The sequence below is a fragment of the Jejuia pallidilutea genome (assembly GCF_002973595.1).
Lineage (GTDB): Bacteria > Bacteroidota > Bacteroidia > Flavobacteriales > Flavobacteriaceae > Jejuia > Jejuia pallidilutea.
Window position 1 is genome coordinate 61,456 of sequence record NZ_PVEO01000011.1, and the last position, 22,962, is coordinate 84,417.

A 22,962-nucleotide genomic window follows, 5' to 3' on the forward strand; every position below is an offset into this window, starting at 1 on the left:
CATATCCATTATATGAAGTATATGAAGCAATTTGTTGCCCTTCTGCTATTTTTTACTCAATTTTTTACCTTTTCCCAAGATACTAATCTTTACGAAAAACCTCCTGTTTTTCCAGAATGTTCTAATGTTGCTATAGATGCACTTCAAGAGTGTTTTGATGCGCAAGTATTCAACATTATTAAAGAAAAGTTTAAAGTCCCTTCAAACCTAAAAAATGATAATTATAAAGGTGAAGTTATTGTGCTTTTTGAAGTAGATACAACAGGGAGTTTTAGAGTAATGTACGTAGATGCTATGTATAATGAATTGAAGGCTGAGGCAAAACGTGTTTTTGAAACTTTTCCTAAAATTGAACCTGCGACTTATAGCGGACGCAAAACCTTTAAACAATATTCAATTCCAATACAAATACCTTTAGACGATTTTACACTTTCTACACCAAAAGATTTGGCAAAATCCAACGCTATTAATAAATTAGAAGAGGCTGCAAAGCAAGAGTTTGAAGCCGTAAATAGCGGTTTAACCACCTATTCAAATAAAGCACTTACCAGTAAATTAAATATTCAATTCACACATAGCGACTATGCACGTTTTGATCGTGCCATGAATGTTATTGGCACCAACAGCCATACGGCGTCTAAGCCCTTCTTATACGATGATGTTTCTAAATATTATAATTTTGAAGCAGAACGTGATGCATTAAAGAAAAATACTGAAACTTGGGCAGGCAAAAAACTCTGGAATGAGCATTTGGTGCAATTACAGGGTAAGGACTATTGGTTTACAATAGATCCTGTTTTCGATTTACAAGCTGGTACAGATTCTGAAGGCGGCAGTACATATAACAATACTAGAGGTATTATGATACAAGGAGGCTTGGGCAAAAACTTTAATTTTTACAGTACCATTTTTGAAAGCCAAGGGCGTTTCGCAGATTATGTTAACAGGTATGCCGAAAGTTTAAAGGCGTTTGGTCCAGATCCCGCCATTATTCCAGGGAGAGGCATTGCCAAACGTTTTAAGACCGATAGTTATGATTATCCAGTTGCAGAGGCCTATTTATCGTATTCGCCAGCTAAATTTTTAAATGTACAATTTGGCCATGGCAAAAACTTTATTGGGGATGGCTATCGCTCTTTATTGGTTAGCGATGTAACGAGTCCGTATCCCTTTTTAAAGCTAAACACCAAGTTTTGGAAAATAAAATACACCAATACCTTTATGTGGATGCGAGATGTTAGGGATGCCGTGGTAGAAGACAAAGCATTTTTAACCAAATATATTGCTAACCATTATTTAAGTTGGAACGTGTCTAAACGATTTAATTTAGGCTTGTTTGAATCTGTACTTTGGGAGAATAGCAACAATCGTGGGTTTGATGTAAATTACCTAAATCCCATTATTTTCTATCGCGCCATAGAATTTGTTACGGGTCAAGGTGCAGGAAATGCACTTTTAGGTGCTACTGCTAAATACAAGTGGAATGATGATGTAAATATCTATGGACAGTTTATTCTAGACGAATTTTCGCTTGGGGATATAAAAGCCCGAGAAAAAAGCTGGAAAAACAAGTATGGCTATCAAATAGGATTGAAGTATTATAATGCTTTTAAAGTTGATAATTTAGTACTGCAATTGGAGTATAACCGTGTACGTCCCTATACCTATTCGCATAATACCATTGTTTTAAACTATGCGCACAACAACCAATCCTTGGCGCATTTGTGGGGTGCTAATTTTAGCGAATTAATCTTAATTGGGCGTTACCGCTATAACCGTTGGTTTGCAGATGCACGCTTTATTTTTGGAACTAGAGGTTTAGATTTTAACGATGGTAGCGATAATTTTAGTTACGGTGGTGATATTTATAGAAATTATAACGATAGGCCTTTTGATACAGGTGTTGAAGTAGGGCAAGGTAATAAAACAAAAAGCTTCTACGGCAATTTACAAGCAGGGTACTTAATTAATCCAGCCAGTAATTTAAAGTTTTTTACAGATATTACGGTTAGAAATTTTAACCCAGAAGCAACTACTGCAACAGCGTTTAAAAATAATACAGTATGGCTAAACTTTGGCTTGCGCACCGATTTGTTTAATTGGTATTTTGATAATTAACAAATTCCTGCGAAAGCAGGAATCTCTTTCATATTAATGTAAAATTTATATCTAGAACGAAAATTTTAGATTTAAAAGAGGTTCTCGATACAAATTTTCGTTTCTTAAAATTACTCGAACTATCACCTATTTAATTATATAGAATACATATTAAAAGTTTAAGTACCATTGCTCAAATTACATTTAAGGCGTATCTTTGCACTCGCAATAAAGAAATTTGGCCTTGAGCAATTCAAAAACTTCGATAGCAGCACCGTCAGTAATTTCAGATTTTAAGGAAATTACTAAAATGCGCCTGTCCATAAGTGTTGTATTCTCTTCATTGGCCGGATATTTATTGGGTGTGGAGGTTGTAGATTTTAAAGTACTTGTTTTACTGGCGCTTGGAGGCTATTTTATGGTTGGAGCTTCCAATGGGTTTAATCAAATTATAGAAAAAGATCTTGATGCGTTAATGCAGCGTACCAAAAATAGGCCTATTCCAGCAGGACGCATGTCTGTTAACACAGCGTTTATAATTTCATCACTATTCACCTTGTTGGGTATTGCCATTTTATACAGCATTAATAAGCAAACCGCCATGTTTGGCGCTATTTCAATATTTCTATATACCTGCGTTTATACCCCGCTAAAAACCAAAACACCATTGTCGGTTTTTGTTGGTGCAATTCCTGGAGCTATTCCGTTTATGTTGGGTTGGGTTGCCGCAACGGATAATTTTGGTATAGAACCAGGTACTTTGTTTGCATTGCAGTTTTTTTGGCAATTTCCGCATTTTTGGGCCATAGGATGGTTTTTGTATGATGATTATAAACGAGGTGGTTTTTTTATGTTACCCACTGGAAAACAAGATAGGGGTACTGCGGTACAAACTATAATGTACTGTATATGGACGGTTTTAATTTCCATTATTCCAGTTTTTGGTTTTACAGGTAAATTACAACTCTCTATTATTGCCGCAATACTTGTTTTTGCATTAGGGCTTTGGCTTATATATTATGCTGTTAGGTTATTTAGACTAATGACGGAAAAAGCAGCAAGACAGCTGATGTTGGTAAGCGTATCGTACATTACATTAGTGCAAATAGTTTATGTAATTGATAAATTTTTAAGTTAAGATGGATTTAACTCAGGGTACATTAAAAGAAAAAAATAATAGGGCAAAAAAAATGATGCTTTGGTTTGGCATTGTGTCTTTAATTATGAGTTTTGGAGGTTGGACGAGTGCCTTTTTGGTAAGCCGTTCTAGACCAGATTGGGTTAAGGACTTCGAGTTGCCCAATGCCTTTATTATAAGTACTGTTGTAATTATAATAAGTAGCGTTACATTTATATTAGCAAAACGTGCCTTAAAAAATGGGAACCGTTCTGCTACAAGTGCTTTCTTGTTGGCTACTCTTGTTTTGGGCGTTGTGTTTATAATTAATCAGTTTTATGGCTTTCAGCAAATTATAGATTTAGGTTATAATTTTACGGGGCCAACCAGTAATGTTACCATGTCTTACATTTATTTAATAGCATTTGTGCATATTTTACACGTTGTTGCTGGGTTAATTTGTTTATTGGTCGTAATTTATAATCATTTTAAACAAAAATACAATGCACAGAATTTATTGGGCTTTGAATTGGCAGCAACATTTTGGCATTTTATAGATATACTATGGGTTTATCTGTTTTTGTTCTTATATTTCGTAAAATAAGGTTTTTGTGTTTTTGAAAAGGCTTACATACACTGAATTAATGGGCTTTTTTAGAAGATTTCAAAATTAAATTAGGTATATTTCGTTAAAAAAATAAATTGATTATTTTTGTGCAACTTTTAAATAACTATCTATAAATATGAGTACAGCAGTAGCAGAAGGCAAAACTTGGGGCGGAGGCAACCAACCTTTGCAAGCAAGTTATGGTAAAATGATGATGTGGTTTTTCATCGTCTCTGATGCATTAACTTTCTCAGGGTTTTTAGCAGCCTACGGATTTTCGAGATTTAAGTTTATTGATTCATGGCCAATTGCCGACGAAGTGTTTACTCACTTTCCGTTCTTACATGGAGTAGACGCACCAATGTACTATGTGGCGTTTATGACGTTTGTGCTTATCATGTCTTCTGTAACTATGGTATTGGCAGTTGATGCGGGACATCATATGAACAAAGCCAAGGTAACACTGTACATGTTTTTAACTATTATAGGTGGCTTAATATTCGTTGGGTCTCAGGCATGGGAATGGAATACCTTTATTAAAGGCGACTATGGTGCAATACAAACCGAAGGTGGAAATATTTTACAATTTGGAAAATATGTTGAACAAGATGGAGAACAGGTATTTAAAAGAGTAGCTGTAAGAGATATAGCTATTCCTGCTACAAGTAAAGAAAGAGTTCAACACGAAAGAAAAAATGGCCTTTGGTACGTTAGCGAAGGTACTTTACCTTCCTACACTATGGACGAAGTAATACATGGTCTTCAGGCTAACAAAGACGTTCTTGTAAGAACCCAAATAATAAATGAGGCAGGTGAAAAAACGGTCTTATCAAGAGAAGAATCTATTAACCAAATCATGAAAAATGGTAAAACTGTAGTTGAGGGTGCTAATCTACATGTAAATGAATATGGCTCTCCACTATTTGCAGATTTCTTTTTCTTTATTACAGGATTTCATGGATTCCACGTTTTCTCTGGGGTAGTAATTAACATTATTATTTTCTTTAATGTATTATTAGGAACTTACGAAAGACGCGGTAGCTACGAAATGGTTGAAAAAGTTGGATTATATTGGCACTTTGTAGATTTAGTATGGGTATTTGTATTTACATTCTTCTACTTAGTTTAAAATTAATATGATGTCTTTTCCTTTAATGAAGGAATTAAAACAAAAATTGTCATTCTCCTTAAAACGAGAATCTAAATAATAAAAATTTAAAATGGCACACGAACATAAATTAGAAATTTTTAGAGGCTTATTAAAGTTTAAATCCAATACCCAAAAAATTTGGGGTGTTTTAATTTTACTTTCTATAGTAACAGCTATCGAGGTTGTTTTAGGGATACTAAAGCCAGAGTGGTCTATGGTTCCTGTTTTGGGAATGAAACTCTTAAACTGGATATTTATTATTTTAACCATTGTTAAAGCATACTACATTACTTGGGATTTTATGCATATGCGTGATGAAACCAAAGGCTTAAGACGTATGGTGGTGTGGACAGGCATTTTCTTAATCCTATATTTAATATTTATCTTACTGCAAGAGGGCGGCTATGTATTTGATGTATATAGCGATGGTTATATAAAAAGAGATTTTTAAAGGAACGCTTATTTAGTGAGGTTTTTTTAAGCGCATACATAATAAGCTTAATTAATACCGCTTTATCACAATACAAACACAATTTCTTGTTAAAATATATAATGAAGGTGGTTTTTAATAACCGCCTTTTTTATTTTTGCTAAAGCATTTAAACATAGGTAAATTCAATACACAATGAATTATAAAAAAGTAGGTATTTATGCAGTTCTAGGAATTTTGTTCTTCCTCCCCGTTACTTTTTTATTATTTCTATATCCAGCTACACATAATTACACCCCGTTAGATATTATAAACGAAAATGTGGCAGACATACATGGTTTTTCTTTTAATTCTGAAGAAGATATTATGTTAAAAGACCACATAACCGTTTTAAGCTTTTTAGGCAATAAACCTATGGAACGCTTAACAGCTGCTTCTAATTTAAAAGAATTAGTTTACGATAAATTTAAGGGCTTTAAAAAATTTCAAATAGTACTAATTGCCTCGAAAGGTAACGAAACTGCAGCTGAAGAATTAAAAAAAGAAATTAGCCTTTACGAAGATTTACGCTTTTTACATGTGGTGTATGGCACGCCTAAACAAATTACAAACGTATTTAAAAGTTTAAAATATAGCGAACCACTAGACAGCAATTTAGCCACCGATAATGTTTTTATAATAGATAAAGATTTGAATCAACGAGGGCGAATAGATGATAGGACAGACAAGGAAGTTGAAAAGGAAGCACCAGTATATGGTTTAAATTCTTATGATTGTATAGAGGTGGCAACCATAAAAAACAAGATGAGTGAAGACCTACGTATTTTGTTTACAGAATATAGACAAAAACGCAAAGGCGAATTTAATTCTACCACAAGAAGAGCAGACGATTTAAAAAGCGAAAATGAAAAAAACTAATTATTCTTATATAGGTATTGCATTTGTAATTCTAGTGTTTGGGATACTTTTTGTGCCAGAAATAGTAGATCGTATTACCAATAATGATATTACTAGAAAAGAAAGTAGAAGTAACTTAAAACAAGAAGGGCGCAAAACTTCAGATTTGGTCTTTATTGAAAATAATGGTGAAAAACGAAGTGTTCCAGAATTTAGCTTTACAAACCAAAATGGCGAGCAAATCACTAATGCAAACTACAAAGGGAAAGTGTACGTTGTGGAATTTTTCTTTACCACATGCCCAACCATTTGTCCTAGAATGAATAATAATTTGGTACAAATTCAAAATACATTTAAAGATTTTGAGGATTTTGGGGTAGCATCTTTTACTATAAATCCAGAACACGACACTCCAGAAGTGCTAAAATCTTATGCAGAAACTTATGGAATAACCAACCCAAACTGGCATTTGCTTACTGGAGAAAAGGAAAATATTTATAAGCTCGCTAACGAAGGATTTTACATTTATGCAGCAGAAAATAAAGATGTAGAAGGTGGATTTGAGCATTCAGGAAATTTTGCCTTAATTGATAAAAACGGATACATACGTTCTAGAAAAGATAAATTTGGAAACCCTATTATTTATTACCGAGGTGTAACTTCTGAGGAAGAACGTACTGATGATAATGGCGAAGTGGAACAAATAAGCATATTAAAAGAAGATATTAAAAAGTTGCTAAATGAATAATAATACTAACCAATTACTTAACGAAACAAAATATAATAAATTAATAGTTGCACTCTCTATAGCAATACCCGTTGTAGTTGCTATTTTATTCGGTGTTAAAATTGATGTAGAATTACCCGTTTTTTTACCGCCTATTTATGCAACAACCAATGCAATAACTGCTTTTATTTTAGTACTAGCATTTATTGCAATTCAAAATAAAAAAGTAAAATTGCACGAACGGTTAATGAAGTTTGCCATTATACTTTCAGTTTTATTTTTAGTAATGTACGTATTGTACCATATGACGAGTGATTCTACTAAATTTGGAGGGGAAGGTGTAATTAAATACGTATATTATTTTATATTAATAACACATATTTTAATGTCTATAGCTGTAATACCTTTTGTTTTAATAACTTATGTTAGAGCTATAACTAACAATATAGAAAAGCATAAGAAAATAGCCAAAATAACATTTCCGTTATGGTTATATGTAGCTATAACAGGAGTTGTAGTTTATATTATGATTTCACCTTATTATTAATGAGATTCTATATTTTGAAGTTCGCTGAACGCACAAAATATAGTAAATCGAATTAATCCCGCTTTTTAGCGGGATCTAAATAAAGCCTTTTTGCCACTTTTTTGAAGTTCGCAGAACGCACAAAATATAGCAAATTGAATTAATCCCGCTTTTTAGCGGGATCTAAATAAAGCTTTTTTGCCACTTTTTTGAAGTTCGCAGAACGCACAAAATATAGTAAATCGAATTAATCCCGCTTTTTAGCGGGATCTAAATAAAGCTTTTTTGCCACTTTTTTGAAGTTCGCAGAACGCACAAAATATAGCAAATTGAATTAATCCCGCTTTTTAGCGGATTCATAAAAATAAAAAATGAAAAATAAAATAGTTTTTATTCTTTTTTCTATGCTCTTTCTTATGAAAAGTAGCGCTCAATGTGCTATGTGTAGAGCAGTCTTAGAAACTGAGGAAGGACAAACTGCAGCAGAGGGCATTAACAACGGTATTATGTATTTAATGGCTATTCCTTACATACTTGTTGCTGCCTTGGGCTACTTTATTTACCTTCGTTTTTATAAATTAAAAAAGTAAAAGAAGTTTTTCATCTTTTACTGTAACATTTCCTTGCGTTGGTAGTCTAATGTTAAAGGACTTTTATAAATAGCGACTGTTTTAATGCTTTAATCAATCAAAAAATGCTAAAAATCAGTGATTTACACAAATCCTATGCCATAGGAGACACTAGTTTACATGTTTTAAAAGGTATAGATTTATCTGTAGAAGAAGGCGAAATGGTGGCCATTATGGGGTCATCTGGCTCTGGGAAATCTACATTATTAAATATTATTGGCATGTTAGATGTTGCCGATTCTGGCGAATATATATTAGACGGCTTACCTATAGACAATCTAACCGAAAAAAAAGCAGCAGTATACAGGAATAAATTTTTAGGTTTTATTTTCCAGTCCTTTAATCTTATTAATTATAAAAATGCGTTAGAAAACGTTGCACTTCCACTATACTACCAAGGGCTAAAACGAAAAAAACGTCAAGAATTAGGGATGTTTCATTTAGGAAAAGTAGGTCTTACCGATTGGGCGCATCATCTACCAAAAGAGTTATCTGGGGGACAAAAACAGCGTGTGGCCATTGCCCGAGCATTGGCGGCAAACCCCAAATTACTTCTTGCCGACGAGCCAACAGGAGCTCTAGATACCAAAACGTCTTACGAAATCATGGAATTTATCCAACAATTAAATGATGAAGGTAAAACCATTTTAATGGTTACTCACGAAGAAGATATTGCCAACATGTGCAAGCGTATTGTACGCCTACGCGATGGTGTTATTATGGAAGATAAAAAAGTAACCCAAGTAAGAGCAAGTCAGTATGTTTGATATAGACCTTTGGCGGGAAATATTTCAAAGTATTAATAAAAACAGAACACGTAGCATACTTTCTGGGTTTACCATTGCTTTTGCAATACTTTTATTTACCATACTTTTTGGTATCGCTAATGGGTTAGAAAACACCTTTATAGAATTATTTGGAACAGATGCGAAAAACTCTATTGTAATTTTTCCAGGAAGAACTACAAAAGCGCATAAAGGCCTTCAATCTGGACGTAGAATTAGATTTAAAAATGAAGATTACAATTATATTTTAGAAGAGTTTGGCGATAATGTGGAATACATTACTTCTAAAGTTAATAGGAATGTGGAAGCATCGTTTAAAGGCGAAAAAAATTCGTATCAAGTACGAGCGGTTCATCCCGAACATATGTACATTGAAAATAATGTAGTAGAAAAAGGACGCTATATTAATAACAGAGATCTTCAAAATAGAACAAAAGTAGCCGTAATTGGCAATGCCATTAAAGAGGATTTATTTATAAGAGAAGAGGCTGTAGGCAAATACATTAATTTAAACGGTATTCCTTATAAAGTGGTAGGTGTTTTTAGTGATGATGAAGGTGATAACGAAGAAAATGTTATTTATACACCCATAACCACAGCCCAAAGGGTATATGGAAATAATGATTATGTCGATTTTATTCATTTAACTTATAACCCCAAATTAAACTACGATCAAGCTATAGCTTTCGGAAATTCACTCACTAGGAAACTTAAGAATAAATTTGATGTTGCAAACGACGACCAACGCGCCATTAGGGTAAGAAATTTTGCCGAGGGCACCAGAAATGTAAGCCAAATGATGTTTGTACTAAATCTTATTGTATTATTTGTAGGTTCAGGAACCTTAATAGCAGGCATAATGGGCATTAGTAACATCATGGTATTTATCGTAAAAGAACGTACCAAGGAAATTGGTGTAAGAAAAGCATTGGGCGCTTCGCCTAGATCTATTGTTTCCATTATTTTACTCGAATCTATTTTAATTACATCACTAGCAGGATATGTTGGATTATTAATAGGTGCCACCGTACTTAAAATATTTGGTCCCGGTTTAAAAGATTATTTTATTACCAACCCAGGCGTAAATAGTGGTGTAGTAATTGGCGCTACCATAATACTAATTATATCTGGAGCTTTGGCAGGTTATTTACCAGCCAATAAAGCATCTAAAATAAAACCAATTGTAGCCTTAAGAGACGAATAGCATGATAAAATTTTTGTTTGATAGAGATACTTGGCAGGAATTATACGATAGTATTCGTAAAAATAAGTTGCGCACATTGGTAACTATTTTTGGCGTTGGGTTTGGTATATTTCTTTTAATAGTGCTCTTAGGCTCAGCTAGAGGAATGGAAAATTCCTTTAATAGGCTATTCGGCGATTTCGCAACAAATACCGTGTTTATTTGGGGACAAAGTACTAGCAAACCTTTTAAAGGATTTCAAGAAGGCAGAAGGGTACGCTTAACATTATCGGACGCGAAACGTGTAGAAGAAAATATTCCTGGAGTAGAATTTGTAGTTCCTAGAAGCCAGCAAGTATCAAAAGTAGACAGAGGATTTCTATCGGGAAGCTTTCAAATTGGCGGCGATTACCCGCTTTTAGATGAGGTAGAAAAGAAAAAACTTATTCGCGGTCGGTTTATTAATCAAAATGATATGCAGCTTAAACGAAAAGTGGCTGTAATTTCAGAAGATGTATATAAACAGCTTTTTGAAAAAGATGAAAATGCTATTGGCGAATATATAATTATAAATAACATAAACTTTAAGGTAGTTGGTGTGTTTAAGGTGTCCAACATCAACATGGGGCCACCAATAAATTTACATATTCCGTTTACCACGTTTCAGCAAATATACAATCAAGCAGGAAGAATTGGTTGGATGGTTATTACTGCTAAACCCGAATTTAATATTGTACAAGTAGAAAAGGATAGTAAACTATTGCTTAAAAATATTCATAAAATTCACCCAGACGATAGAAGAGCTTTTGGGAGCGCAAATGCGGGTAAAGAATTTGGAAAAGTAACGGGTTTTTTAACGGGCATGCAGTTTTTAACATGGTTTGTTGGTATTGCTACTTTAATTGCAGGTGTTTTTGCCATTGGCAATATACTTTTAATTACCGTTAAAGAGCGCACTAAAGAAATAGGTTTAAGGCGCGCTATTGGGGCAACACCGCTTGAGATTAAAAGTCAAATAATCTTGGAAGCTGTGGTGTTGTGTTTAATTGCGAGTTTTATAGGAATTATATTTGGTGGTTTTGTGCTAATTCTCATCAATTATGCGTGGGGACAAGGGGATTCAGCTGCATTAGTTAATCCATCGGTTTCTATAGCTGTGGTACTTTTTGCCCTTACATTATTAATAATTTTAGGAACTTTAATAGGCCTAATACCAGCATTTAAAGCAACCAGTGTAAAACCTATTGAAGCATTAAGAGAAGAATAAACAATCAAAAAAAATGAATAAAACAGTAAAAATTATTTTAGTTCTAGTTGCGGTAGTTGCCCTAATATTTGTTTTGAAATATTTTATGGATGCCAATTCAAAAGATATAGAGGTATTTGGAGTTGAAGAGCCGTTTTTCACAACTATAAATTCTCAGGCGGTTGCCACAGGAAAATTAAATCCAGAAGAAGAAATTGAATTGAAACCTCAAATTTCTGGTATCGTAGATAAAATTGTGGTAGAAGAAGGCGATGTTGTTAAAAAAGGCGATTTAATTGCTAAAATTAGGGTAGTGCCTAATGAACAGAGTTTAGCAAATGCTAAAAGTAGAATAGCAACGGCTCAATTGTCTTTTGATAATGCAACTATACAATTTCAACGGGATAAAAAACTCTTTGAAAAAGGGGTGATTTCTATACAGAACTTCGAGAATAGTGAGTTAAGCTATAACCAAGCAAAAGAAACATTAAGGCAAGCCCAGAACGATTATCAAATTATAAAACGCGGTTCTCTCTCGGGCGGTGGGTCAGCAAACACCAATATTATTGCCCAAATTTCAGGTACAATTTTAGAAATTCCTGTACGAGAGGGAGACCAAGTTATACAAAGTAACAACTTTAACGCAGGAACTACTATTGCAACAATTGCAGATATGAGTAATATGATTTTTGAAGGTAAAGTAGATGAAGCCGAAGTTGGAAAACTAAAGGAAGGTAAAGATATTACCGTAGTTTTAGGAGCTATTAACGATGAAGAATTCCCAGCAAAATTAACCTTTGTGGCACCAAAAGGTATTGAGGAAAACGGAGCGGTACAATTTACTATTAAAGCCAATGTTACTTTAGATAGCACTACAAATATTCGTGCGGGTTATAGCGCAAATGCCGAAATAGATTTAGAAGGAAAAGACAGTGTTTTAGCTATTAAAGAAGCCTTATTACAATACAAAAGATTTAGCGATGAGCCATTTGTAGAAATACAAGACGAAAACGGAAAATTTAAAAAGAAAGATGTAAAAATAGGTATATCTGATGGTATTAATGTTGAAATACTTGATGGCGTTAAAGAAGGCGATAAAATAAAAATTTGGAACAAAGCTTCTGATGAACAAGAAGAGGAAGAAAACAACTAAGTATGAATAAGTTAATAAATAATACAATTGTACTAGTACTATGTTTTGTTGGAGCATTAGGGTTTTCACAACAAAAAAAATGGACGCTGTTAGAATGTGTAAACTACGCTCTAGAAAATAACATAAGCATTCAACAAAGTGAGTTAGACGTACAACAAAATGAGTTAAACAAAAAGGATGCCATTGGAAATTTTTTACCTACAATGAATGCCAACGGAAACCATTCCTGGAATATTGGTTTAAACCAAAACATTACAACAGGTTTGCTTGAAAACCTCACTACTCAGTTTACATCTTTTGGGTTGTCATCTAACGTTGATATTTATAATGGTTTAAGAAATATAAACCAATTACACCGCTCTAATTTGGCAATTTTAGCGAGCCAATATCAACTCGCAGATATGAAAGATGATATTTCGCTGTTTGTAGCCAATGCGTTCTTACAAATATTATTTAATAAAGAGCAACTTAAAATACAGCAAGCACAATACGAAATAACAAACCAAGACTTAATAAGAACACAAGAACTTGTTGATGAAGGAGTACTTCCAAGAGGGGATGCTTTAGAGTTAAAGGCTACTCTAGCTTCACAAGTGCAACAAATAGTAAATACCGAAAACGCACTTTTGTTATCTAAAATAAGTTTAGCACAAACTTTGCGAATTGATGATTATGAGAATTTTGATACTATGGATGTGGAATACGAGGTGCCATTAACCAATATTTTAGATGAGTCTCCAGAAGCAATTATTGAAAAAGCCAAGGAAAACAGATACGATTTAAAAATTGCAGATGCCAACGTAAAACTAGCCGAATATGATTTGAAACTGGCAAAAGGTAACTTACAGCCATCTGTAACAGGGTTTTACAGGTACAATACCCGGGCTTCTTACAGCGATAGGGTTTTAGGGGTAGAAGCCACTCCAGATGGAACAAATTCTCCTATTGGTTTTGTAGAAGGTACAGGAGAAACAGTACTTGCACCCAATTTTAATACCACTAGAATTATTGGTGGGCCAGATGCATTGTTTAATCAATTTAGTTTAAACGATGGGCACAACTTTGGTATTAGCTTAAATATACCCATACTAAATGGTTTTTCGGCTAAGAATAATGTGCAGCGAAATAGTATTAATTTAAAGCGTTCTAAAAACCAATACGAACAAGCAAAGTTAGACCTTGAAACCGAGGTTTACCAAGCAATGAACGATGCTAAAGGTGCACTAAAAACTTACGAAGCAGCTATAAAAACCGAAGAAGCGCGTAAGGAAGCATTTAGTTACGCAAAAGAACGTTATAATATTGGTTTGGCTAATTCTTTTGAATTTAGCCAATCGCAAGCACGCTACGAGCAAGCATTAAGCGAGGTGATTAGGGCTAAATACGATTATATTTTTAAATTAAAAGTTTTAGAGTTTTACTTTGGAATTCCAATTACAGACTTAAGCCAGAACTAAGAATTTTTAACTTCAGATTCTAATTTTTCAGAAAGGTTTTGTATTCATTAAAAAGTTTTAGACTTTTACAAGCTAAATCTTCAACCCAATACATTGGCTTACATACTTAATTTAGAAACAGCAACTACCAATTGTTCCGTATCACTTTCCAAAGACGGAAACACTATTGCTATAAAGGAAGACGCTAGAAATGGTTATTCGCATGCAGAAAAACTTCATGTGTTTATAGATGAGGTTTTGCGAGAGGCTAATTTAGATTCTAAAGCTCTTATAGATGCCATTGCGGTAAGTAAAGGCCCTGGTTCTTATACAGGTTTGCGTATTGGCGTATCAGCAGCTAAGGGTTTAGCGTATGCTTTGGATGTACCCCTTATTTCTGTGCCAACTTTAGAGGTTTTGGCACACCAAGTTTCATGTAATGATGGTGTTATTGTTGCTATGTTGGATGCTCGACGCATGGAAGTATATTCAGCTGTTTTTAATTCAAAATATAATCAAATAAGAGATACTAAGGCCCAAATTATAGACGAAACATCTTTTGGTACATATTTAGAACAAGGAAACGTTTATTTTATTGGAAATGGGGTAACAAAAACAAAAAGCATGATTCAGCACCCAAATACTTTTTTTATTGAAGATAAACTGCCTTCTGCAAACGAAATGGGCCAATTGGCTTTTAATAAATATAAAATAAGCGATACCGAAGATGTTGCTTATTTTGAGCCTTATTATTTAAAAGATTTTGTGGCCTTAAAGCCAAAGTCAACCTGATAAACTAAATCATAAAAAAAAAGACCTGTCTGGTTTTTAAAACATGGACAGGTCCTATCAATATCTTTAGAAGTTAAATAAATTTAGCTTTCTTTATGTATTTCTACTTGATGTGGATACGGAATTTCAATACCTGCTTTATCAAGTGCTTCTTTTACATCTTCAGTAATACCAAAATAAACATCCCAATAATCATCAGCAGTACTCCATGGCCTTACTGCAAAGTTTATAGAGCTATCTGCTAATTCCATAACGTTTACAGATGGTGCAGGGTCTTTTAACACTTTAGGATGAGATGTTAAAACATTCATTAAAACCTCTTTGGTTTTCTTAATATCAGAATCGTAGCCTACACCAAAAACCAAGTCTACACGACGAGTTCCTTCGGTAGTATAGTTAATAATATTGCCATTAGACAAAGATCCGTTTGGAATAATAATTTCTCTATTTGAAAGCCCAGTTAATTTAGTGGTAAAAATCTCTATTTCCTTAACCACACCAATTTCACCTTGGGCTTCAATTAAATCCCCTATTTTAAAAGGTTTAAAAATCATAATTAATACACCGCCTGCAAAATTACCTAGCGAACCTTGTAATGCTAAACCAATGGCTAAACCAGCAGCAGCTATTATTGCAGCAAAAGATGTAGTTTCTACTCCTACAGTACCAAGTACAACAATAATTAGAACAATTTTTAAAATCCATCCAAATAGGTTTAATAAAAACTTTTGGAGACTCTCGTCGTAATCTCTTTTTGTCATTATTTTTCTGGTGCCTTTTATAATGTTTTTAATTACCCAAGACCCGATAATCCAAATAATAATGGCTCCAAGAATTTTGAGTCCGTAATCTAAACCTAATTCAAGCCATTTTTCAGTATCAATGTTTTCTAAATTCATAATTTTTAAGTTGTTATAATTGATTAATTAAATTCTAAATAAAACAAATACAAGCGCTATAATTGCAGGAACACTTTGCACTAAAAACAGTTTTATCTGCTTTGTGGAATAAGACCCATAAATACCTGCAATAGTCACACATATTAAAAAAAATAGTAAACTATTTTTATGTTCCGTAAGTATAGCTAACACTAATCCGGCAGCTAAAAAACCGTTATATAAGCCTTGGTTTGCAGCTAATACCTTAGTGTCTTCGGCAAATTGTTTAGATTTTAAACCAAATGTTTTAATACCCTTTGGTGTTGTCCATAAAAACATTTCTAATACCATAAAGTAAAAATGTTCTAGGGCAATAAAGGCAATTAAAATAATGGTTATGGTGCTCATTTTCCTAATAAATCAACGGTTTTCTAATGTAGAAAAAAATTGTTTACATGTTGTGTTATCACTACAAACAATAATATGGATTTATCAAATTTAGTTAAAGGTCAGGCATAAAAAAGGCGTTCACCTTATATTTGTAGGATGAACGCATTTTTTTAAACCTACATGGTTTATTTTACTTCAAAAGTAATTTTTACATTCACTCTAAATTCAGTGACTTCTCCGTCGTTTACAATACCGCTTTGTTCTTTAACATAAACAGAACGGATGTTTTTAACGCTTTTAGAGGCTTCTTTTACTGCTTTTTTTGTAGCATCTTCCCAACTTTTGTCAGAGTTTGCTAAAACTTCAATAACTTTTAATACTGCCATAATATTGTATTTTTAGATTAATAACTAATGTAACCACCCTAAAGATACAAATTTTAGTATGTATTTTTTTATGAATTACCCATTAATGGCTTCTACAGTTTCTACTTTACCAGGGAGCATTTGCTTTAGCATATTTTCTATCCCGTTTTTTAATGTGAACGTAGAAGACGGACAACCACTGCACGCGCCCTGAAGCATAACACTTACACTTTTTTCGTTAGCATCGTATCCCATAAACTGAATGTTTCCACCATCACTCGCTACTGCGGGCTTTACATATTCTTCCAGTATGTTTACAATTTCTTTAGATGTATCATCTAAGGCTTCAAATTTTTTATCTAACTGAGGTGTAGAATTTTCCATTTTTTCAGCAGCTTCAGGAAGTACTACCTCTTTACCATCGGCAATGAAATTTCTAATAAACTCCCTTAATTCTACTGTAATGTCTTGCCATTCAGCCATGTCGTATTTAGTAACAGACACGTAATTCTCTTCAATAAACACGCTTTTAACGAATGGGAAATGAAACAACTCAGATGCCATTGGCGAAAGTTTTGCATCGTCTATTGAAGTAAACTCAAATAAAGATGTTGCTATTTTTTTGTTGGCAACAAACTTCATTACCGCTGGGTTTGGTGTAGCTTCGGCATAAACCGTTACAGGGATTTGTTTTTTGGGTGCAGCATCTTCTGTTATTACTTCACCACCATCGTTTAAATACGCTTCAATCTGTTCGGCTACTTCATCTTGCACATCGTTCCACTCAACAATATTATAACGTTCAACAGCAATAAAGTTGCTGGAAATGTATACTTTTTTTACAAAAGGCAAATAAAATAATTGCTGCGCTAAAGGTGATGCTTTGGCGTCGTCTATATTATTAAATTCAAAACTTTGATGCTTAGTAATAAACTGATTAAGTTCAAATTTTACTATGGCGTTATTTGATGTTTCTTGCACTGAAACCTTGAAATTATTCATTTTAGCTATTTTTTGTCAAAAATACTAAAAGAAAACCTAGTTATCCATATATTTGAGTTTAGTTAACTGTTTTCTTTATGAAATTTTTTAATAAACTAAACGTTTACTAAAGACCAGTTTACCTTGATACTGTAACCTATGAAATTGAAATATACTTTTTTATTGTTGGTTGGTATGTTATGCTTGCCAAATGCTTATGCCCAAGAAGGTCTCCCAATCTACACCGACTATTTAACAGATAATTATTACTTGATACACCCGTCTATGGCAGGTGCGGCAAATTGTGCCAAAGTACGGTTAACAGGAAGACAACAATGGTTTGGGCACGAAGATGCACCGAGATTAATGACGTTGAGCGTTAACGGACGTATTGGAGATTCTCCTTCTGGAATTGGTGGAATTTTATATGCCGATAAAAATGGATACCACTCGCAAACAGGCGCTTATTTAACTTACGCGCACCATTTAATGTTTTCTAGAAGCGAGTTAGATTTAAATATGCTTTCTTTTGGGTTAAGTGCCGGATTTATACAATACCAACTCGATGAAACTACATTTCCTTTTGATGGACAAGACCCAATTGTACAAGGTGTAGTGCAAAGTGCTACAAACTTTAATATAGATTTTGGATTTTCTTACCATTACTTAGATTTTTATGCGCATGGTACTATTAAAAATGTGCTTAAAAATTCTGGAATTAATAACGATGTTTTAATAACAAGCAATTTAAGACGTTATCTACTATCGGTAGGTGGTGTTTTTGGTAAGTTAGGAAGCGAATGGAGCTACGAGCCTTCTGTAATGTTTCAATATAGAGACGGTACTCAAGAATCTATGGTAGATTTTAATGCAAAAGTTTACAAACAAATGGAGTTTGGAACACTTTGGGGCGGGTTATCATACCGGCAAAGTTTAGATGGGGCCCAGTTTATAAGCAATGGAAATACCATACGAAGCCAGAAACTACAACAAATTACACCAATTGTGGGCGTAAATTACAACCAGTTTATGTTTGCTTACACATATACATATCAATCAAACTCGGTAGTGTTTACCAATGGTGGCTTTCATCAACTTACTCTAGGCTATAACTTTAGTTGTAGACGTAAGCGTTATGAATGTAACTGCCCTGCGGTGAATTAAAAAATTAGATTTGTCATTGCGAGGAGGTACGACGTGGCAATCTTATAAATTAAAGTAACCAGATTCTTCAGTCATACTTCCTTCGTAATGACGGGTGTTATTTACCATGTATATTTCTTCTTTTTAGCTTGGGTTTTAATGGCTTTTGTCATGGCGTTTTCTAATGCATTTGAATTTGCGCTTTGCTTTTCAGAAATATAAATTCTACGTTTTTCATTCAAGTCTTGAATTTGTTGTTGAATAGATTTACGCTCTTCTTTCATTTTTAAAATATAAGCTTTGATGTCTTCAGAAGATTTATTCTTCAATATATCTGGCAGAGTTTCTTTTTTTAGGTCTTCTATATTTACTTTTTCCTCTTCAACAGCATCTACTAAATCCCAAGTAGAGTTTTTGTATAGATGAGAACTTTTACTCACAGTTCTACTTACGGCATTGGCTTTACTATAACCACTCGCATTCATATCTTGTTCTGCTTGTATCATTCGTTTTTCTTTACCTCTTTGTCCATAAGCAACATATGTTTTATTCAGTTTTATATTTAGTTGAAGAATAAGGTCATCATAAGGAGATGCAATATGCACCGTGGCTTTGTTGTGGTTTATAGCCATATAGTCGCCTTGGGTTAAATCTGCACCATCTTTCCAATAGGTAGAAATACCTTGGTTATAATCGCCACAAAATATAGTATTTACCGTAACATCTTTTTCTTTAGCATTCGTAGCGGCATCTTTGTAATTAATTTTTCCTTGGGTAAAAGGTTCATTACCAGCAATGAATATCAATTTTAAATCATCAGGATTTGTACCCCAGTTTAATTGATTTAATGAGGTTTGTATTACCTGCCCGCAATACTCATTACCACCGTTTGTGGTTAACGAGAATAGTTCTTTGGAGATTTCGTCTAGGTCGTCGCTAAAAGCTAAAACTTGGCGTATATGCCCTTCTTCGCTGTTTAATCTATCGTTACCATATTCGTATAATGCAATTTGCAAATTGGGTTTAGCGGTACCGCATTTGGCATAAGACAATTCATTTACAATCTCCCAAAGTTGTGCTTTAGCTTGGTCTATTAACCCATCCATACTATTGCTAGTATCTAATAAAAGCGCCACTTTTATAAATTGCTTATTGGGTGTAGGGCTTATGTTTTGGTTGGTATTTATGGTAAGGTTTTGTTTTTTGTTGTTGGCGTAGCCAGTGGTAAAGCAAAAAATAGCCACACATAATAATGTTGTTTTAAATAATGTTTTCATGATGATTCGTTTTTTAATTAATACCGTAAATCTATTTCTAAAGTATTTTATAAAAAACATTGAATGCGTAAAGCCTATGTTTGAATGCGTAAAGTGTACCGTTAAATGTGTAAACAGGGAAATTTAAATGGTAAAATGGTTGTTTTTTGGTTTTTGCCGTTTTATTATACCAGAGAAAGTGCGTAAGTTTAGCTACTGTTAAATAAGGCATGAATTTTTATTTTAAATACCTATTATTTTTCTACGTAGCGTTTGGAAGCTTAACTGCAGTGGCGCAAGTTAATATGCTAGACAACTCGCCTAGGTTTACGGTTAGAGGTGCTGTTTTAGAGCAGGATACACGAAACCCTATTCCTAATGTAAATATTCAAATAAATGGCGGTTCTTACACAACTACAGATATGTTTGGAGAGTTTAGGGTAGAGGCCAGAAAAGGCGACGAGCTTACCATACGTCACAAAGATTTTGAAACTATTTATTACACCATTTTAAGCAACGAACGTATTACGGTTGAAGTGGCACCAAACACTCAAAATAAAACCTTTAGTAAACGTTCTAAAAAAGTTAGGCAACCTCAATTTAACTGGTTTATAGATTCGGCAGAAGTATATTTAAAAAAAGATGCCAAAAAAAGTATTCAGTTTATTGCCGATGCTTTAGAGTTAAGCAACTCTAAAAAAGAAACTGGCGATGCTTACGAGGTGTTGGGCGATATTTATATGTACTGGAAGCAATACGATTTAGCAGTGTCTAATTACCAAATTAGCCTTCAGAATAAAGGTGTAAATGAAACCCGATTAAAACTAGCCAATGCCTACAGATTAAACGAAAATTACCAAGAAAGTATTCAAGAGTATAGTACAATTAATAAAACAGAACTTTCTAACTACCAATTGGTAACACTTTACGAAGGTTTAGGCGATGTGTACAAAAACATTAACCAATACGATAATGCTATTAAAGCTTATAGAGACGGATTACTAGAAGCTCAAAACCATTTAATAACACCAAAAATCACCGATTTAAATTCTAAAATAGCAGAGGTGTTAAGCAACAAAGGTGAAGTTGCAGAAGCACAAGGCTATTATAACAAATCTCTAAAACTTGCCGATAATCAAAATATAAAAAGAGCGGTACAAGAACGTGTAAAGGTTGCAGATTTTCAAAATACAGTAAACAATTTTACAGATGAAATTGTATTACGAAAACAAGCCTTAGAAGATATAAACAATATAGAAACCGAAAAAGATTCTATTATTGACAACGAAAGTGCCTTAACATCACAAAAACAGAAATATAAAATTGGTAATGCTTATGCACAACAAAACGACTTTAGCAACGCCATTAATTATTTAGAGGAAAGTAAAGAGGAAGCCGAAACCAAGGAAGATTTAATTGTACAAAAAGATGCCACAAGAAGGCTTTCAGAAGTTTATAAAACTACTGGAGACTTTACAAAAGCACTTGCGGCCTACCAAGAGTATGTAGATGTAGTAGATAAATTGTATCGCAAAAAGGAACAGGAAATATCGCAAGCCACCCGTTTTCGTAAAGATTTATCAACAAAACAAAATAGAATAACAAGTTTGGAAAGCGATAGGGAACTTTCAGAAAGCAAATACCAACTAACCGTAGAGCAATCTAAAAGACAAAAAATTATTATTTACTCGCTTATTGGTGGTTTGTTTTTATTGTTGCTCACCGCTTTCTTAATGTATAAATATATTCGTCAGCAGCGGTTGGCAAATAATCTATTAGCGCTAAAATCGTTGCGAAGCCAAATGAACCCGCACTTTATTTTTAATGCGTTAAATTCGGTAAACAGCTTTATTGCTTCAAATGATGAAAGAACAGCAAATAAATATCTAACCGATTTCTCTAAACTCATGCGCGCTGTTTTAGAAAATAGTGAAGAAGACTTTATTCCTTTAGAAAATGAAATTGAATTATTACAGTTATACACCCAATTAGAACATTTTAGATTTCAAGATAAATTCGATTACGCCATTCATGTAGATGAGAAAATAAATATTAAGGATTTTGTAATTCCGCCAATGCTTTTACAGCCTTATATAGAAAATGCCGTATGGCACGGGTTACGCTATAAAAAAGAGAAAGGACACCTAAATATTAATATTTCACAAGAGTATAAAGATGAGATAAAAATAACTATTGCCGATGATGGTATAGGTCGAAAAAAATCTAAAGCTTTAAAGACTAAAAATCAGAAAAAACAAAATTCCAAGGGTATGGGTAATATTAAAAAACGCGTAGCTATTTTAAACGATATGTATAAAGATAAGGTTAATGTGTTTATTGATGATTTTAAAGACGAAGAAGATACGGGCACAAAAGTGGTAGTAACGCTTAAAAAGGATTAATATGAAACTAACAGCGATAATCGTAGAAGACGAAGAAACCAGTAGACAAATACTAAAAAACTATTTGCAAAAGTACTGCCCTAATGTTGAGGTTTTAGGAGAAGCAGCAAACATAGAAGAGGCACTGGTTTTAATTCGTAATAACCAATTAGATGTTGTGTTTTTAGACGTAGAAATGCCCTATGGTAATGCTTTTGATTTGTTGGAAAAAGTGGGTGATATTAACTTCGAAACCATTTTTGTAACCGCCTACAATCATTACGCAATAGATGCTCTAAATGCCCATGCGTCTTATTATTTAATGAAACCCATTTCTATAGACGAGCTTATAAAAGCGGTAGACTATGTAACCGATATAAAAACAAAAGAAAGTGCCTTACAAGACGAGGTTCTAGTTGCAAAAACATCAGGGGTAAATGGTAAAATTACCATTCCGCAACAAAGTGGTTTTGAGGTTTTAAACACTGCCGATATTTTATATTGTAAGGCAGACGACAATTACACCGAAATTTATTTAAACAACAACAAAAGAAAAATAGTAAGCAAAACCCTAAAATATTTTGAAGAAGCGTTGAGAGATGCTAGTTTTGCCCGAGTGCACAAATCGTATTTAGTCAACATTAACGAAGTAGTAAAATACCAAAAGGGAAAAGGCGGCAGCGTGGTATTAAGCAACGGTAAGGAAATAATGGTATCTGCCTCCAAAAAAGCAGATTTATTATCTTATTTTAAATAAGTTTGTTTCATCCAGAGGGCAAAACCACCTGAGTGT

23 protein-coding genes are annotated in these 22,962 nt (G+C 33.6%); 18 read left to right on the forward strand and 5 right to left on the reverse strand.

All coding sequences use genetic code 11. The annotated features are described in order from the left end of the window. Positions 1–21: 21 nt before the first annotated feature. The 15 genes from CLV33_RS15100 to tsaB all read left to right on the forward strand — a co-directional run bounded on the left by CLV33_RS15100 (position 22) and on the right by tsaB (position 14,775). Positions 22–2,118, forward strand: a complete 2,097-nt coding sequence (locus tag CLV33_RS15100) for a gliding motility protein RemB (protein ID WP_105474609.1) — start codon at positions 22–24, stop codon at positions 2,116–2,118. Between the two features lie 223 nt (positions 2,119–2,341). Continuing rightward, positions 2,342–3,235, forward strand: a complete 894-nt coding sequence (cyoE, locus tag CLV33_RS15105) for a heme o synthase (RefSeq protein ID WP_105474646.1) — start codon at positions 2,342–2,344, stop codon at positions 3,233–3,235. A 1-nt stretch (position 3,236) separates the two neighbouring features. After that, complete coding sequence (locus CLV33_RS15110) at positions 3,237–3,818, forward strand: cytochrome c oxidase subunit 3 (protein ID WP_105474610.1); 582 nt, start codon at positions 3,237–3,239, stop codon at positions 3,816–3,818. 139 nt (positions 3,819–3,957) lie between these two features. Next, positions 3,958–4,950: a cytochrome c oxidase subunit 3 gene (locus CLV33_RS15115; protein WP_105474611.1), complete on the forward strand. Its 993-nt coding sequence runs from the start codon at positions 3,958–3,960 to the stop codon at positions 4,948–4,950. Positions 4,951–5,041: 91 nt separating this feature from the next. Further along, complete coding sequence (locus CLV33_RS15120; protein ID WP_042241433.1) at positions 5,042–5,422, forward strand: cytochrome C oxidase subunit IV family protein; 381 nt, start codon at positions 5,042–5,044, stop codon at positions 5,420–5,422. A 174-nt stretch (positions 5,423–5,596) separates the two neighbouring features. Further along, positions 5,597–6,319: a hypothetical protein gene (locus tag CLV33_RS15125; protein WP_042241436.1), complete on the forward strand. Its 723-nt coding sequence runs from the start codon at positions 5,597–5,599 to the stop codon at positions 6,317–6,319. Beyond that, positions 6,306–7,046, forward strand: coding sequence for an SCO family protein (locus tag CLV33_RS15130; RefSeq protein ID WP_105474612.1), 741 nt, complete (start codon positions 6,306–6,308; stop codon positions 7,044–7,046). Before CLV33_RS15125 ends, CLV33_RS15130 begins: the two co-directional genes overlap by 14 nt. Further along, a complete protein-coding gene (locus CLV33_RS15135; RefSeq protein WP_042241441.1) occupies positions 7,039–7,572 on the forward strand; it encodes a DUF420 domain-containing protein in 534 nt (177 codons plus the stop codon). Before CLV33_RS15130 ends, CLV33_RS15135 begins: the two co-directional genes overlap by 8 nt. Before the next feature lie 350 nt (positions 7,573–7,922). Beyond that, positions 7,923–8,141: a hypothetical protein gene (locus tag CLV33_RS15140; protein ID WP_105474613.1), complete on the forward strand. Its 219-nt coding sequence runs from the start codon at positions 7,923–7,925 to the stop codon at positions 8,139–8,141. 104 nt (positions 8,142–8,245) lie between these two features. Continuing rightward, the gene (locus CLV33_RS15145; protein WP_105474614.1) at positions 8,246–8,947 is read left to right on the forward strand and encodes an ABC transporter ATP-binding protein; all 702 of its coding nucleotides are present in this window, start codon (positions 8,246–8,248) and stop codon (positions 8,945–8,947) included. Then, complete coding sequence (locus CLV33_RS15150; protein WP_045370979.1) at positions 8,940–10,169, forward strand: ABC transporter permease; 1,230 nt, start codon at positions 8,940–8,942, stop codon at positions 10,167–10,169. The genes CLV33_RS15145 and CLV33_RS15150 overlap by 8 nt, the downstream gene beginning before the upstream one ends. Before the next feature lies 1 nt (position 10,170). After that, the gene (locus CLV33_RS15155) at positions 10,171–11,415 is read left to right on the forward strand and encodes an ABC transporter permease (protein ID WP_193744428.1); all 1,245 of its coding nucleotides are present in this window, start codon (positions 10,171–10,173) and stop codon (positions 11,413–11,415) included. 13 nt (positions 11,416–11,428) lie between these two features. Further along, positions 11,429–12,547: an efflux RND transporter periplasmic adaptor subunit gene (locus CLV33_RS15160; RefSeq protein ID WP_042241449.1), complete on the forward strand. Its 1,119-nt coding sequence runs from the start codon at positions 11,429–11,431 to the stop codon at positions 12,545–12,547. A gap of 2 nt (positions 12,548–12,549) precedes the next feature. After that, complete coding sequence (locus tag CLV33_RS15165; RefSeq protein ID WP_105474615.1) at positions 12,550–14,004, forward strand: TolC family protein; 1,455 nt, start codon at positions 12,550–12,552, stop codon at positions 14,002–14,004. Positions 14,005–14,097: 93 nt separating this feature from the next. After that, a complete protein-coding gene (gene tsaB, locus CLV33_RS15170) occupies positions 14,098–14,775 on the forward strand; it encodes a tRNA (adenosine(37)-N6)-threonylcarbamoyltransferase complex dimerization subunit type 1 TsaB (protein ID WP_105474616.1) in 678 nt (225 codons plus the stop codon). A gap of 83 nt (positions 14,776–14,858) precedes the next feature. Here the strand turns inward: tsaB and CLV33_RS15175 are convergent, their stop codons facing one another. From CLV33_RS15175 to CLV33_RS15190, 4 genes are all read right to left on the reverse strand, one after another. After that, entirely contained in the window at positions 14,859–15,674 is an 816-nt protein-coding gene (locus CLV33_RS15175) for a mechanosensitive ion channel family protein (protein WP_042241457.1), read from the reverse strand. Positions 15,675–15,701: 27 nt separating this feature from the next. Beyond that, positions 15,702–16,061 (reverse strand): DUF1304 domain-containing protein, encoded by a 360-nt coding sequence (locus CLV33_RS15180; RefSeq protein ID WP_105474617.1) that lies wholly within the window; start codon positions 16,059–16,061, stop codon positions 15,702–15,704. A gap of 167 nt (positions 16,062–16,228) precedes the next feature. Next, positions 16,229–16,429 (reverse strand): dodecin family protein, encoded by a 201-nt coding sequence (locus CLV33_RS15185; protein WP_042241460.1) that lies wholly within the window; start codon positions 16,427–16,429, stop codon positions 16,229–16,231. Positions 16,430–16,504: 75 nt separating this feature from the next. Then, positions 16,505–17,410 carry a NifU family protein gene (locus CLV33_RS15190; RefSeq protein WP_105474618.1) on the reverse strand — a complete coding sequence of 302 codons (906 nt, stop codon included), beginning with the start codon at positions 17,408–17,410 and terminating at the stop codon, positions 16,505–16,507. A 138-nt stretch (positions 17,411–17,548) separates the two neighbouring features. Here CLV33_RS15190 and CLV33_RS15195 point away from each other — a divergent pair, with 138 nt between their 5' ends. Further along, entirely contained in the window at positions 17,549–18,553 is a 1,005-nt protein-coding gene (locus CLV33_RS15195; protein WP_042241466.1) for a PorP/SprF family type IX secretion system membrane protein, read from the forward strand. 101 nt (positions 18,554–18,654) lie between these two features. Here the strand turns inward: CLV33_RS15195 and CLV33_RS15200 are convergent, their stop codons facing one another. Next, complete coding sequence (locus tag CLV33_RS15200; protein WP_105474647.1) at positions 18,655–19,809, reverse strand: vWA domain-containing protein; 1,155 nt, start codon at positions 19,807–19,809, stop codon at positions 18,655–18,657. 209 nt (positions 19,810–20,018) lie between these two features. On the opposite strand from CLV33_RS15200, the gene CLV33_RS15205 reads away from it, so the two are divergent. Next, positions 20,019–22,190, forward strand: coding sequence for a histidine kinase (locus tag CLV33_RS15205; protein WP_105474619.1), 2,172 nt, complete (start codon positions 20,019–20,021; stop codon positions 22,188–22,190). A 1-nt stretch (position 22,191) separates the two neighbouring features. After that, positions 22,192–22,926: a LytR/AlgR family response regulator transcription factor gene (locus CLV33_RS15210; protein ID WP_105474620.1), complete on the forward strand. Its 735-nt coding sequence runs from the start codon at positions 22,192–22,194 to the stop codon at positions 22,924–22,926. The last annotated feature ends 36 nt before the right edge of the window (positions 22,927–22,962 follow it).